Origin of the sequence: Paenibacillus sp. GM2FR (genome assembly GCF_002803325.1) — a bacterium.
Lineage (GTDB): Bacteria > Bacillota > Bacilli > Paenibacillales > Paenibacillaceae > Paenibacillus_AQ > Paenibacillus_AQ lautus.
The window spans coordinates 683,485-697,371 of sequence record NZ_MKZM01000009.1 but is presented as its reverse complement, the minus strand read 5'-3'; the positions used below and the strand labels follow the sequence as shown (position 1 = coordinate 697,371).

Here is a 13,887-nt window from a genome sequence, read left to right as displayed (position 1 = left end):
TATTGATATGGTTAAGCCCATCCTGGTGTACTTATCCTAACTGGCGTTTAAATGTTTTACTGGCGAAGAAGTAAGCGATGACCATGATGCCGACGCACCAGGCAAGCGCGATCCAGATTGCGTTGCCGACAGACCCTTCATACAAGAGGGCTCGAACCGCATTCACGATTGAAGTCACAGGCTGGTTCTCAGCGAACGCACGAACAATTTTTGGCATGGTTTCGGTGGGAACAAAGGCTGAACTGATAAACGGCAGGAAAATCAGCGGATACGAGTAGGCTGTCGCCCCTTCCATAGACTTTGCTGTCAATCCGGGAATGACCGCCAGCCAGGTCAGCGCCAGCGTAAACAGCCCGAGTATCCCAGCGACCGCGAGCCAATCCAGGATATTAGCGCTGGAACGGAAGCCCATCAAGAGCGCGACAAGAATAACGACCACGACAGTAAGCGCATTGGAAAAAAGCGAGGTCAACACGTGAGCCCACAATACCGACGAGCGCTTGATGGGCATCGTAATGAAACGCGCCATCAGCCCACTCTTTACATCCGTAAACAGCCGCAAGGAAGTGTAAGCGACGCCGGATGCGATAGCCATTAGCAAGATTCCCGGCAATAAATAATTGACGTAGTTGTTCGTGCCTGTCTCTATGGCGCCGCCAAATACGTAGACAAACAGCAGCATCATCATAATCGGTGTAATCGCCACCGTGATAATCGTATCCGGACTGCGCATGATGTTGCGCATTAAACGCCCCAGTAATACCCCTGTTTTGCTTTTCATTTACATCTCCTCCTTTTTGCCGATGATCGCGAGGAAAATTTCCTCCAATGTCGGCTGCTTCTCGATATACTCCACTTTCGCTGGCGGGAACATCTCTTTGAGTTCGGTAAGGGTACCGGTCGTGATGATTTTTCCGCCGTGCAGGATGGCGATACGGTCCGCCAGTTGTTCTGCTTCCTCCAGGTACTGGGTCGTCAGCAAGATGGTCGTGCCGCCGCCGGCAAGCTCCTTGACGGTATTCCAGACTTCAATCCGCGCTTCAGGGTCAAGCCCCGTCGTCGGTTCGTCGAGAAAAATGACTGCCGGTGTCCCGATCAGACTCATGGCAATGTCAAGCCGGCGCTTCATCCCGCCCGAATATTTGTCTGCCCGGCGGCCCCCCGCATCGGTCAGGCTGAATCTTGCAAGCAGATTATCGGCGACTTGTGCTGGATTGGAAACTCCCCGCATCTTGGCAATCATCATCAGGTTTTCCCGCCCGGTCAGCATACCGTCTAAAGCTGCGAACTGCCCTGTCAGGCTGATGCTCTGGCGAACATGATCCGGTTGACGCTGGACGTCAAAGCCGCAAATACCTGCTTCGCCGCCATCGGGCTTCATCAGCGTCGAGAGGATGTTGACTGTCGTCGTCTTGCCCGCTCCATTTGAGCCCAGCAGCGCGAAAATTTCGCCACGCCGCACCTCAAAATCCACCCCCTTTAAAACTTCCTTGTCTTTAAAGGATTTTTTTAACCCTTTTACAGAAATCGCTTCATTCCTCATATTTTTTCCTCCTTATAATAAGTGCCTTGGAAGCTAGATTGCCTACACTTCACTATTTAGTCTGACTGATAATCTGTATAACTTACTACCGGGCTAAAAATGAACTGAATAGCGAAGGCGGCAATTCACATTTGTAACCAGCTAATCAGTCAGTATGATCTATTGAATTTATTTTTTCCCCAATCGGTTCATGATACTCTGATTCAAATCTTCCCGATACTTGGCTACATAGGTTTTAGCGTTTGCCACAAGTTCGTCGGCAAAGGACGCCACGTCGTCCCCGGTGATTTCCAGCACTTGTCTGCCTTCCGCCGCACCGGCTTCGAACAAATCAATTAATTCATACTGCATGTGCAGCATATCCATCCCGTTGCCCGCCGAGAAATTCCACATGTAGTTTTGAATTTTCTTAAATACAAACTGGTAGTCCTCTGGCAGGGCTTCGACCCGTGCCATCATCATCTTGTACTCTTTTTTATCACCAATCATTTTTTTGAACATTTCCAACATATTATGTTTCCTCCTTTTATTTAAATCTGAACAAGACACCCCAAAATATCGGACGGAATATCTTATGAAGCTAGTTTGACTTCAAGACGTTAATTTTCGACGATAAAAAATCCCACTTTTCCCAAAACAATTCAAGTTCCTGGCGGCCAGCCTCATTAAGTGAGTAAAACTTGCGCGGCGGTCCCATATCTGACGGTTTCTTTTCAATGTTCACCAGTTTTTTCTTTTCTAGCCGCACGAGTATGGTGTAGACCGTTCCTTCCACGACTTCGGTAAACCCCAGCTCGTTCAGGCGGCGGGTAATCTCGTAGCCATAGGTTTCACGGCGGCTGATGATTTCCAGCACGCAACCTTCCAGCGAACCCTTCAGCATTTCAGTTAAATTTTCCATATTCAGTACCTCCTCTATTTCGTCCCTCCCCTAATTAGTATAACTCATATTCAGTATAACTTAGTACTAAGGGAAATTTTCACTTAACAGCATTTAAAAAAATGCTATTAAGTATTACTTACTACGTGTACATTGTATCACCGAGTAGCAGGGAGTGTCAATCATTTCTCCTGAAAATATTTTCGCAACCTCACTTTTCCGTGGTCGTGGTAATAAGTGTGACCTACTACGGGTATATCGTAATACATAGTAGATGGATTGTCAACTGGATTTTTAAGTCGACATGAACCGTCTTGCGATGCTTGCAGTTACTTGCGTCCGGATCAATTATGCATGTAAAAAAGACGAGCGTTAAGCTCGCCTTTTGTTCATTCATTATTTTATTCGATGCCGATCCGTACTTGTTGTTCGGGCCCCTCCCCTAACGCCGGCAATCTCGTTCGTATCCGTAATGCGTAACATCCTGAGATAAACAACACTATGGCTGCGATGAAATACGTGGCCCGGACGCCGAATTCATCGGTAATGTACCCGAACAGCAGTGTGGACAGTCCAAATACCAGCGAAACCAGCGCGCTCTGAGCCGCGTACACTTTCGGCAATAGATGAATCGATACGCTACGCTGCAAGGTGGTCTGTAGAGAAACCGACTTGAGCTGTTCAAAAATACCGAAACCCGCGGAGAAAACAAGGGCCAGCCAAGGTACCGAGGTCAATCCAAAACCAAACGTCATAAGACTGATGCCGAAGGAAGAGCAGATGACGAATTTACGGATGTTGCGGTCGATCAGCCCCGCGCCCCTCATTCCAAACAGTCCGCCCAGCATAAGTCCCAGGAAAAAGCTTGCGTTGATATACCCCCACCAAGCCTCTTCCTTATTCAGCGCATCAGCTACGTAGACGTAGATGATCGCTGCAATCCAGATCACGCCCGCAATGGTCTCCAGTACATACATGATATGTATCGCCCGGAGTGAGGGCTGTCTCCAAATGAGTGTCCACCCTTCTTGAATGGAGTTCCAATTTGAAATGTCCGCTTTCCCTTTCTGTTCCCGGGCAGCTTCATGCCGATCCTCAATCATCTTCATGAAGACAGCAGCTGCCAGGGCCAGGGAAAAGGTTAGCCATATCACGTTGCTGCCACCCATAGCTACAACCAGCAGTCCCCCAACGGCCCATCCTCCCAGCTGGATTAACTGATCGACGAGAGCTACGAAGCTGTTGGCTTTCGTTAACTCCGCGGCATCCACCAGCCGAGGCAGCATGGCATGGCTTGCGGGCGCGGCCCAACCATCGAGCAAAGAGATGAGGAATACGAATCCGAGAATCGCATAGACCGTCACCTCCTGCTCTCCCAGCACATAGTAGGTCACTAACAACAGGAACAACACGGCTGTTTTCCCGATTTGCGACGAAGCAAGCAGCGATTTGAGGCTGTATTTATCCATCAACACGGGCGCAAAGCTCCCGCTTATAAACCGTGCCATCGTCGTGACAAATGGTATCATGGCCATCAACATGGCGGAGCCTGTCATCCCATGGATTATTGCCATCAAGCCGACAATGTAAAACAAATCGCCGCTATTGGCGAGCGCCTGACCTATCCAGAGATACCGAAAAGAATTCCTCTTCATCTTTCTACCCCAATTCTGTATTTAGTTGTATTGGTTAGGGTAGAAAAACCTACATGTTCTGGCCTCCGTACATTTTATATGGTTAATATAGTAACACCGTTAAGGACTTCTGTTAAGATTATGGATTATTTTCAAGTGATTCAGATGGTATATCTCACCAATTTGTTACTTTTTTATCCCTGGCTAAAACTATTTGGCCTGCTCCACGGTCTAATGATCAGTCAAGCGCACTCAAGTACTTGAGCATGATCCAACCCATTAAAACCAGGAATAGATCAAAACGAATTCGTGCCATGACATAAAATACTAGCGCTAGTAGTTAGGGGTGAGTGAACTGAGAGCGAAAGACTCGAAGCAAACACAGTTCAGCGAAAATATGGAGAAATGCAAAAACAAGTTATACCGGGTAGCCTATTGCTATGTCAAGAATGAGCAGGAGGCACTGGATATCGTTTCCGAGGCAACCTATAAGGGATATCTTGCTTACGAGCGGATGAACACGCCGCAGTATTTTGAGTCCTGGATGACCCGGATTGTCATTAACGCGGCTATCGACCATCTCGGTCGCAAGAAGCGGGTAACTTATATGGAAGACCAAACGCAAGACTATGCGGCCGCAGAGCATGCCGTACCGCTGGAAGAGAAAATGGATTTATATGATGCTTTGGACAGACTGATGCCAGAAGAGAAAACCTACATTATTTTGAAGTTTTTTGAGGACCTGCGCTTTAGAGAAATGGCGGATATGCTGGCATTGTCCGAAAACACGGTCAAGACCAGGTTCTATCGTATTATCGGAAAATTAAAATCATATTTAATCGAGGGAGAGGTCGATCGTCTATGACAGGAAAAGAACGCTATGAACACATTGAGATCCCTGCCCAGCTAACCGGCGTTATGGACGCAGCAATGAAAAAGGCGGCTGCCCGTAAACGATCCATGCGCTTGATGAGATACTCCTCCATTGTTGCGGCGGCCGTTGCCCTGTTATTCGTGGTCAATATCCCGACGGTGGCAAACGCCTTATCCAAAGTCCCCGTGGTGGGCAGCATCGTTCAGGTTCTGCAGTTCGGGGGCGGAGGCGAACGGACCGACGGCGTTACCGTAGGCACGGAAGCTTCCGAGGACGTATTTAAGATTCAATTTGATCAGGAAGGCCATTCCGTTTCCAGCGTTCCGGCCTACACCGTGGATCATCGGGATGCGCCAAACCGTCTGATCTTCACGTTTAACGGCGTACGAAACTTTGATTATGAAACCCTCAAGAAAGACATGCTGGCTCTCCCGCTGGTAAAGGATGTCTATGAAAATGTGATTCTGGACGACTCGGCCATGCGTTTTGTCGTTGAACTGAAGGACGGCGTGAAGCATACCGTATCCGAATATAGAGATCCCGGCTATATTGAGCTGAAGCTCACTTCGACCGGTGAGTCGGCAACCCCGCGCGAGGTCTTCTATATCCGCAGTGAAGCCATGCCGCAAGGGGAATCCCTTGCCATTCTGGAAGAGATTTATATGGAAGACGACGTGACTTTCATTAAGACGGCCAGCGGCGACTTCATCGCGGTCATCGGCGGGTTCGATACCCGCGAGGCTGCCGAGCAGAAGCTCAGCGAAATTTCGTCGCGCGAGACCTACGGCGATGATCTTCGCATCGACAGCTGGATGAGCAATGAGCGCCCGGACTAACCCGTAACACAAAGAAAGCACCGCTCCGACAAGTGTTGGAGCGGTGCTTTCTTTGTGAAGATCCATGACGTTGTTTTGGTGCGATTGTACCGCAAGCTTTCGGAAGCGACTCTCCCGGCAGCGAAGAATGTTATGCGTTTTGATGAGGATAGATCATGACTTTTACACTGGTGTCCCTTTGCGTGCGGGCAAGCTCTATGGCTTCCTCGATCTGATCCAAGGAAAACTCGTGGGTGATGATATCGCGTATGCGGCTGCCCTTGTTTTGCAGCATCTGAATAGCCGCCGGGTACGTGTTCGCGTAGCGGAACACGCCGTATATATCCAGCTCGGCGTCAACCAAAGCGCCTTCCTCAAAGGACATTTCATCCGGCAGCCGGAACAGGAAGTCGCTTCGCACCGCGACGTATTCGGTCCAAGCTCCGTCAACCGGCGGGGTCGCCATAAATACAACATCCGGACACAGGTTGTAACGTCCGCTTTTACAATAAGAGCAGCGCCCGCACGTAACACCCGGTTCCACGGCCACGCGGTCACGGGCGGAGACATTTCTTACCTTCTCCCCCGTCCTTACGACAACGCCGGCAAGCTCATGCCCCAGAATCAACGGTTCCTTCACCTCATACCTGCCAATACGTCCATGCTCGTAGCAGTGCACATCCGAACCGCACCTCTTATCTCAAGAAATCGCTTACCAACTTAGTTTACACGATAAACTATTGCTTCATATGGGTGTAGAGCGAATTCGCCGAAACTTCGGTCCGAGCGTTCGTAATTCGAGAGTATAACTTCAGGATGATGCTCACGCCATTCTGCCGGGAATTGAAAATCCGGCGTTCCGCCATAGAAGTTGAGTACGACCAAGTACGTCTCATTCTCTAATGACCTGGAATAAGCGAAAATTTCCGGATGCTCCTGAAGCACGGCTTCATATTTTCCGTAGATCAGAGCCTCACTGGATTTGCGCAGTCGGATCAAGGCTTTATAGTAATTCAGAATGGAATCGGGATCTGTTAGCTGCTGCTCTACGTTGATTTCATGGTAATTCGGATTGCAGCGGATCCACGGCACAACCGTTGAGAAGCCGCCATAGAGCGTGTCATCCCACTGCATCGGCGTTCTTGCATTGTCCCTAGCCCGGTACGCGATTCTGCGCATCGTCTCCGACACGTCTTTCCCATCCAGAAGCCGCTCGCGGTAATAATTGTAGATCTCCACATCCCGATAATCACTCAGCTCCGCGAACTCGACATTCGTCATTCCGATTTCCTGCCCCTGGTAAATAAACGGCGTCCCCTGCATCAGCATAAAAAAAGTAGCCAGCATCTTGGACGATTCCTTATGATAGTGGACCGGATCGCCAAAACGGGATACGGAGCGCGGCTGATCGTGATTCTCCATGTAAAGGGCATTCCAGCCCACGCCTTCAAGACCCGTCTGCCATTTATGCATAATCTGCTTCAATTCGGCCAAGTCCCAGATCGCATAATCCCAGCGTCCCTCGAGTCCGAAATCAAGATTGACGTGCTCAAATTGAAAAATCATGTTCAAGGCCCCGTTCTCTTCCCCGATCCATCGGTCTGCTTCGCTGATCGGAATGCCGCTCGCTTCGCCAACCGTCATAATGTCATAATGAGCGAACGCTTCACGTTTGAATTGTTGAAGAAAATCATGGATTCCCGCTATATTCCGATGTCCTGGATTCGAGTCAACATATCGAAGGTGATTCGGATTCGGCATATCCGGCAAACCCGGCAGCTTCTTTATATGGGTAATCGCATCCACGCGAAAACCGTCGATTCCTTTATCCAGCCACCAACGGATCATCCTGACCAGATCATCTCTGACCGCCGGATTCTCCATATTTAAGTCAGGCTGCTTCTTGGAATAGAGGTGGAGATAATATTGATCCGTTAACTCGTCATATTCCCAAGCGGAGCCGGTGAAGACGGATTCCCAATTGTTCGGCTCAGCCCCATCCCTCGCATCCCGCCAGATGTAGTAATCCCGCTTCGGATTGGTTCGGGAGGAACGGGATTCCATAAACCACGGATGTTCATCCGAGGTATGATTGAGCACCAGGTCCATAATAAGCCGCATGCCGCGGTTATGGATTTCGGCCAGCAGCTGATCGAAGTCGGCCATGGAACCGAACTCCGTCATAATATCCTGATAATCGCTGATATCGTAACCGTTATCGTTATTGGATGATCGATAGACGGGACATACCCATATAACATCAATCCCAAGATCCTTCAAATAATCCAGACGGGATATAACCCCTTGCAGATCCCCGATGCCGTCTTCATTCGAATCCATAAAACTGCGCGGATAGATCTCGTAAGCAACGGCTTCTTTCCACCATACTTTCTGCATTGTCGTATCCCCCGTTTACAATAAGAATGCTGCTTATTAAGAATGCAGACCGAGTCATTACACGTACTTCATTAACCAACTTCGTCTGTCGCAGCATACAGTATTGCCGTTAAAGCGATCTTATAAGCCTAACAACCATAGAATGGCCGTACCGCGGGGATGCGGCACGGCCATTGCAAGTCTACCATGAAACTACGAAAACGAATTCGTCCCAGCTCCCATGCAGCATACTGCATGGGTTTGGTCGCGCTCCGGTAAGGATCGGCCGCTCACTCCCGTAATTCCCCCATTACCCCCGTACATACTTCCCGGTCAAGGAGTGTTCTGCCATGATCAGTTCAGCAGGTGTTCCTTCGAACATGACCCGGCCTCCCCTGCTGCCGCCCTCGGGTCCGAGGTCAATGATCCAATCCGCCTGACGAATCACGTCCAGATTGTGCTCGATGACAATCACCGAGCTGCCGTTATCGACGAGCCGATTCATCATGTTCAGTAAATGCCCGACATCTGACATATGCAGCCCGGTCGTCGGCTCGTCCATGACATAAATCTTCCCCTGCTTGTGCAGCTCGCTGGCCAGCTTGATGCGCTGGCTTTCGCCTCCGGACAGGGTGCTTAGCGGCTGTCCGAGCGTTAGATAGTGCAAGCCCACATCGTGCAGGGCTTCCAGCCGCCGCCTGATTTCTTTTTTCTCGAAAAAATCAAGCGCCTGCAGCACGGTCATATCCAGCACATCGGTAATCATTTTTCCATGGAGCTTATACTGCAGCACATCATCCTTAAAGCGCCTGCCGTCGCAGGTGTCGCACAGAGACTTAACGCCTTCCATAAACGCCAGGTCCGTATAGATGAACCCGAGACCGTGGCAGTCGGGACAAGCCCCTTTGGAATTGAAGCTGAACAGGGATGGACTCTGATCATTAGCTTTGGCAAACATGCTCCGGATGTCATCCATAATCCCCGTGTAGGTAGCAGGATTGGAACGGATCGAGGTGCTGACGGCGGACTGGTCGATGACAACAGCCTCGGGATGCTGGGACAGGAAGGCATGGTGAATGAGCGAGCTCTTCCCTGACCCCGCTACGCCCGTGACCACAGTCAATACGCCTTCCGGGATATCCACCGTCACATTGTTCAGGTTATGATGATTGGCATTGGCAATGCGCATTAGCCCTGTGGGTACGCGGAACTGTTCTTTCATCGGCATGCAGCGCTTCATATACTGCCCGGTTAACGTAGATGTTTGGCTGCACAGCTGCTCAACCGTGCCCTCGAAGACAATTTTTCCTCCCCGGGTACCGGCATTCGGCCCCACATCCACCACATGGTCGGCAATTTCAATCACGTCCCGGTCATGCTCTACGACCAGCACCGTGTTGCCCTTGTCCCGAAGCTTCCTGAGCATGTCGTTCAGGCGGTGAACATCCCGTGGATGCAAACCAACGCTAGGCTCATCAAAAACATACATCATGTCCGTCAGACTGCTGCCCAAATGCCTCACCATCTTCACCCGCTGCGATTCACCCCCGGAGAGCGTGGTCGTCTCCCGATTCAGCGTTAAGTAATCCAGCCCCATATCCATCAAGTGCTGCAGCCGCTCCGCCAAGCTGGCCACCATACTGGCAGCCACCGGCTGCTTGATATTCAGGATGACCTCTCTTAACTCCCCAATCTCCATAGCCGCGCACTCGGCGATATTATATCCGTTGATCCTGCAGCTTAATGCCGCTTGACTGAGCCGTGTTCCCTCGCATAACGGGCATGTGCCATGCGTAATAAAATTTTTGACGTGATTTAAAGTGCGTTCGGACAATTCACTGCTGTCTCTCTGAATATACAGCCGGTTGAACTTCAGCGCGAGGCCCTCGAAGTCGGACTGTACCGGCCCCCCCTTGGACGGGAACGTCACTTTTCCCTCCTTGCCGTAAAGAAAGAGATCCCATTCGGCTTCCGAATAGTCGGCCAGCTTCTTGTCATTATCAAAGAACCCGGACATGGTGTAATTTTTCATATACCAGCTATCTACGGAGAAAATAGGAAATCGGACCGCTCCCTCATTCAATGATTTGCTCGTATCCAGCAGTTTATTTAGATCCAGCTCGACCTTCCTGCCGATTCCCTGACATTCCGGACACATGCCTTGAGGATCGTTAAAAGAAAAGACGTTGGAGTATCCCACAAATGGCTGTCCCACCCTGGAAAACAACAGACGGAGTATGGCGTACAGATCGGTGATCGTGCCTAGCGTGGACCGCGAATGGCCCCCCAGACGCTTCTGGTCGATGACGATAGCCGTCGACAAGTTCTCGATCGAATCGACGTCCGGTTGGCTATGCCGTGGAAGTCGGTTACGAACAAATGCGGTAAACGTCTCATTCAGTAATCGCTGGGCTTCGGAACTGATGGTATCGAACACGATGGACGATTTACCCGAGCCGGATACGCCGGTAAAGACCGTGATTTTTCGTTTTGGAATTTGCAGCGAAACATTCTTCAGATTATTCTCCCTGGCTCCACGGATGTTGATATATTCTTGAACCATGGCCTTTCCTCCCTTATGCCCTGTAGTGTTCTTATTATAAAAGGGCAATCATGACATGTACTGTCATAATGGATGAAGGCATCTGTCTTTTAGGATATTCCCGTAAGTGGGAAATATCAGGAAGGTTGTTAGCCCTATTAATGCTATACTTAGTTTATAATGAGTCAGGGGAAAGAAAATGTTACATCCTCCCATTTTTGATTTCAGTTTGCCAATAAGCATCCTGTCCCTTACAATTACGGAACATCATCGTTTCTTAGAATTCATGATTACAGGAGAGTAATGACGATATGAGCAAAAAAATAGTCGCCATCGATATGGATGATACCATCTGCCATCTCATACCCAAGGCCATTCACTATCACAATCTGCAGTACAAAGATCCTCAGCTGACGCTGGATCAGATTACCGATTATAACCTGCATCAAATCTGGCATCCTGAATGCTCGGAAGAGTTTTTCTTCGGAAAGCCGGGCTTATATGAAGAACTTGAACTATTTGATGAATATACGATTGACGAAGTCCACAGAATGACGCATGATTATGACGTCATTGTTGTTACCGCAGCCCGTCCCTCCTCGGTGCCCGAGAAGTGGAGATGGCTGCAGCGGCATATGCCTTTTATTCCGTTCGAGAATTTTTTCGTGGCCAAGCGCAAGGATTTAGTGGAATTTGATCTTCTGATTGACGATGGTCCCCATAATGCGATTGCCGCCAGAAAAGCCGGAAAACAAACCATTCTGATTCCGCGTCCGTGGAACGCGCATATTCAGCATGAATTTATTCTGAAGGATTCCTGGAAGGGAATGAACGAGTTAGTAGACCGCATTTTATCCGATTCTAACCATCAAGGGGATATGAAATAAATGAACACAGACCGCAATAGCCGGTACCTATCGCAAGATATCCATTTTTTCGCGGCCGCATTATCGGAAACGGTGGTTTCCGTATGGGAAGAGGATCCCGCAAGCGTATACGTGGAGATCGAGCGAGGTTACATTGAATGCTACACACCGGATGTCGTCCGCATCCGCAACGAAGAGACAGGTTACCTGACACACTACAGCCGTGACACCGCTATGTTTCAACGGATGTAATCCGATAAAGGCCGCTTCCCTTGCCGGGAGGCGGCTCTTTTATTGCTCAAATTACCTTTTAGCTGACAGGACAAGAAACAGGGTTGCGAGCGGACCCAGCAACAGGGATAACAGAAACCAGTTTAATCCCGTTCTGTTTTTTCCTTGAGCCAATCCGGCATTAATTAACGCCAGCGTTCCCCATCCCACGTAGAATTCATTATTCATTCCTATCTCCTCCGATACCGCACTCTTTATCTGCTTATTACGTTTTGACAAGCTGAATCGTTGCAGGATATACAAAAAAGAGCAAGGAATGCTCCCTGCCCCGGGCAATTATAACGCTTCTAGCAGTGGCCTCAAAGGGCTCCGGCTTTAGCTGCAGAGGCCCAAGTCTCTTCTGAGTGGACCATCGATCCTTAAACTTGCTCCAATTCTCTTAACAGCTGAAATATCTGTCCCCGATGATGGGACTCATGCTCAATCAGATGATAGATGACCCATTCCGGTGTCACATCGTATTGTTCCAGTTGTCTGACTCTCCTCCAGTCCGAGAGGTCCATGCCTTTGAAATGGGCAAGCAATTCATGACGTACCCTCTGCATGCGGTGAAGGTGTTCATCCAGTGACTGATCCGGCACTTCAGAAAGATGGTTATCCTCTGTACGGTGATCCCAGGGAAAACATGCCTTTATTTTCGGGTCCCAATCGGATTCAAGCACCTCGACGTACAGCCAGTCCGCTTCAATGAGAGCAATATGGTACAACAGCGAGCCGATGGACTGTCGGCCGTCTGCCCTATGATTCAAATGTTCATGGCGGACCCCTTCCAGCCGTTTCAATATCGTTCGGCGTACGTCCTCCAGCCCCCATATCCAGCGGCCGATCTCCGGCTCAAACCCAGGCAGTGCCTCAACCGTCAACGTTTTCCTCTGCAAATCTTCACGCTCCCTTAAATTATCTCATGAATCTAAGAGTAACAGGCTCAAGCGTAAGTGTGCCAGGTAAAGTTCGGTTTAAACAAAAATGATCCTGGGCCCTTCAGTCATTCTTACTTCTTTCTAATCGCAATCGCCTCCGCCGTTTGTTTAACAGCCTGATGCCCGAATACCGCGAACGCCCCTGCGAGTATGCCTTGAATGATATTTTCCACACTCCACCCGATCAAGCCGGTTGTGAGCAGAATCGATACGACCATAACCAGATATACAATGCTCCAATTCGGAACCTTGGGCGTTTGCTTCAGCACATATCCGATTACCCAACAGGCAGCAACGACCATGAAGAGCCGCGGGTCAATCAATTGAAAAATGACGCTCCATTCCATGGTAAACCCACCTTTCCATTCATCTTCTACATCCTATTCCTCGAGCCAATCGATCGGCTTGTATTTATATCCTTATTCTCGCAAGCAAAATAATAGAATCTGCGAAATGGAATTTGCGATAGGTTTGACGATGAGCGGACGCAGCACAAATCGCGGTATTCCTGGGTAAAGGAAATACGCAGTGAGTATCCAATATGAATGGCGGTGGCTCTTAAGGCTGCTGCCTCCCCGCTTCTATTATCCCTTTGAACCAATCGGTCAACCGCCGATCCTTCTCTTCTTGACTGCAGTCTGAGGGAAAGGTTAGGTAACGCTGATGCTCGGGAATCCGGGGTATCCCCTTCTTCATGTTGGCATCCGCCCTGGTATCGTTATTGTATTCTATAAAACGGAGATCCCTTCCATCCAATGTCTGATAGGCATAACAACTGTACTCGATTTCGTCGATCACGGTCCAGTGATGTCCCTGCTTCGTGGGATTGCACAACACATGCGTGCCCTTCAGCTTGTTTAGCGAGTAAAGAAAGCCTTGCAGTTGGGCTTCCGTGACGTGGTAATCATCCAAGTAATACCGCTGCGAGACTCTGGCAACATTCGTGTCGATGATCTGGTAGTTTAGAATAAACGCAGCCCCTTGGTGCAGCACCGGATCGAAGTAATCCTTCTGAATCCAGCCCTTATGGCGGGACAGGCGATCTGACACCAGGTGATCGATATTGCTATGGTCCAGGTTATAACCGTAGGTTACCAAGAACTTGCGATTCTTCACATAGAACTCCCCCCAGTACATCAGAATGAT

At 49.4% G+C, this 13,887-nt stretch carries 16 protein-coding genes; 4 read left to right on the top strand and 12 right to left on the bottom strand.

Annotated elements, in window-relative coordinates; translation table 11 throughout:
- Positions 1-31: 31 nt before the first annotated feature.
- From PAEVO_RS24140 to PAEVO_RS24120, 5 genes are all read right to left on the bottom strand, one after another.
- Positions 32-781, bottom strand: a complete 750-nt coding sequence (locus PAEVO_RS24140) for an ABC transporter permease (RefSeq protein WP_100540050.1) — start codon at positions 779-781, stop codon at positions 32-34.
- Complete coding sequence (locus PAEVO_RS24135) at positions 782-1,543, bottom strand: ABC transporter ATP-binding protein (protein WP_100540049.1); 762 nt, start codon at positions 1,541-1,543, stop codon at positions 782-784.
- A 168-nt stretch (positions 1,544-1,711) separates the two neighbouring features.
- Positions 1,712-2,053 (bottom strand): DUF1048 domain-containing protein, encoded by a 342-nt coding sequence (locus PAEVO_RS24130; RefSeq protein ID WP_100540048.1) that lies wholly within the window; start codon positions 2,051-2,053, stop codon positions 1,712-1,714.
- 70 nt (positions 2,054-2,123) lie between these two features.
- The gene (locus PAEVO_RS24125) at positions 2,124-2,444 is read right to left on the bottom strand and encodes a PadR family transcriptional regulator (RefSeq protein WP_071222099.1); all 321 of its coding nucleotides are present in this window, start codon (positions 2,442-2,444) and stop codon (positions 2,124-2,126) included.
- Between the two features lie 380 nt (positions 2,445-2,824).
- Complete coding sequence (locus tag PAEVO_RS24120) at positions 2,825-4,078, bottom strand: MFS transporter (RefSeq protein WP_100540047.1); 1,254 nt, start codon at positions 4,076-4,078, stop codon at positions 2,825-2,827.
- A gap of 325 nt (positions 4,079-4,403) precedes the next feature.
- Between PAEVO_RS24120 and PAEVO_RS24115 the strand changes: the two genes are divergently transcribed.
- Positions 4,404-4,922 (top strand): sigma-70 family RNA polymerase sigma factor, encoded by a 519-nt coding sequence (locus tag PAEVO_RS24115; protein WP_100540046.1) that lies wholly within the window; start codon positions 4,404-4,406, stop codon positions 4,920-4,922.
- Positions 4,919-5,767, top strand: a complete 849-nt coding sequence (locus tag PAEVO_RS24110; protein WP_100540045.1) for a hypothetical protein — start codon at positions 4,919-4,921, stop codon at positions 5,765-5,767. Before PAEVO_RS24115 ends, PAEVO_RS24110 begins: the two co-directional genes overlap by 4 nt.
- Before the next feature lie 130 nt (positions 5,768-5,897).
- Here the strand turns inward: PAEVO_RS24110 and PAEVO_RS24105 are convergent, their stop codons facing one another.
- From PAEVO_RS24105 to PAEVO_RS24095, 3 genes are all read right to left on the bottom strand, one after another.
- A complete protein-coding gene (locus PAEVO_RS24105) occupies positions 5,898-6,425 on the bottom strand; it encodes an alcohol dehydrogenase catalytic domain-containing protein (protein ID WP_100540044.1) in 528 nt (175 codons plus the stop codon).
- A 41-nt stretch (positions 6,426-6,466) separates the two neighbouring features.
- Positions 6,467-8,143 (bottom strand): glycoside hydrolase family 13 protein, encoded by a 1,677-nt coding sequence (locus PAEVO_RS24100; protein WP_100540043.1) that lies wholly within the window; start codon positions 8,141-8,143, stop codon positions 6,467-6,469.
- Between the two features lie 289 nt (positions 8,144-8,432).
- A complete protein-coding gene (locus tag PAEVO_RS24095; protein ID WP_100540042.1) occupies positions 8,433-10,685 on the bottom strand; it encodes an ATP-binding cassette domain-containing protein in 2,253 nt (750 codons plus the stop codon).
- A gap of 290 nt (positions 10,686-10,975) precedes the next feature.
- Here PAEVO_RS24095 and PAEVO_RS24090 point away from each other — a divergent pair, with 290 nt between their 5' ends.
- Positions 10,976-11,551, top strand: a complete 576-nt coding sequence (locus tag PAEVO_RS24090; RefSeq protein WP_071222106.1) for a 5' nucleotidase, NT5C type — start codon at positions 10,976-10,978, stop codon at positions 11,549-11,551.
- Entirely contained in the window at positions 11,552-11,782 is a 231-nt protein-coding gene (locus PAEVO_RS24085) for a hypothetical protein (RefSeq protein ID WP_071222107.1), read from the top strand.
- 51 nt (positions 11,783-11,833) lie between these two features.
- Here the strand turns inward: PAEVO_RS24085 and PAEVO_RS33965 are convergent, their stop codons facing one another.
- The 4 genes from PAEVO_RS33965 to PAEVO_RS24070 form a co-directional block, all read right to left on the bottom strand.
- On the bottom strand, positions 11,834-11,989 hold the full coding sequence (locus PAEVO_RS33965; RefSeq protein ID WP_006208027.1) for a hypothetical protein: 156 nt from the start codon (positions 11,987-11,989) through the stop codon (positions 11,834-11,836).
- 191 nt (positions 11,990-12,180) lie between these two features.
- On the bottom strand, positions 12,181-12,699 hold the full coding sequence (locus PAEVO_RS24080) for a DinB family protein (protein WP_100540041.1): 519 nt from the start codon (positions 12,697-12,699) through the stop codon (positions 12,181-12,183).
- A gap of 113 nt (positions 12,700-12,812) precedes the next feature.
- Complete coding sequence (locus tag PAEVO_RS24075) at positions 12,813-13,088, bottom strand: phage holin family protein (RefSeq protein WP_100540040.1); 276 nt, start codon at positions 13,086-13,088, stop codon at positions 12,813-12,815.
- Positions 13,089-13,299: 211 nt separating this feature from the next.
- Positions 13,300-13,857 (bottom strand): hypothetical protein, encoded by a 558-nt coding sequence (locus PAEVO_RS24070; RefSeq protein ID WP_165789746.1) that lies wholly within the window; start codon positions 13,855-13,857, stop codon positions 13,300-13,302.
- Between the last annotated feature and the right edge of the window lie 30 nt (positions 13,858-13,887).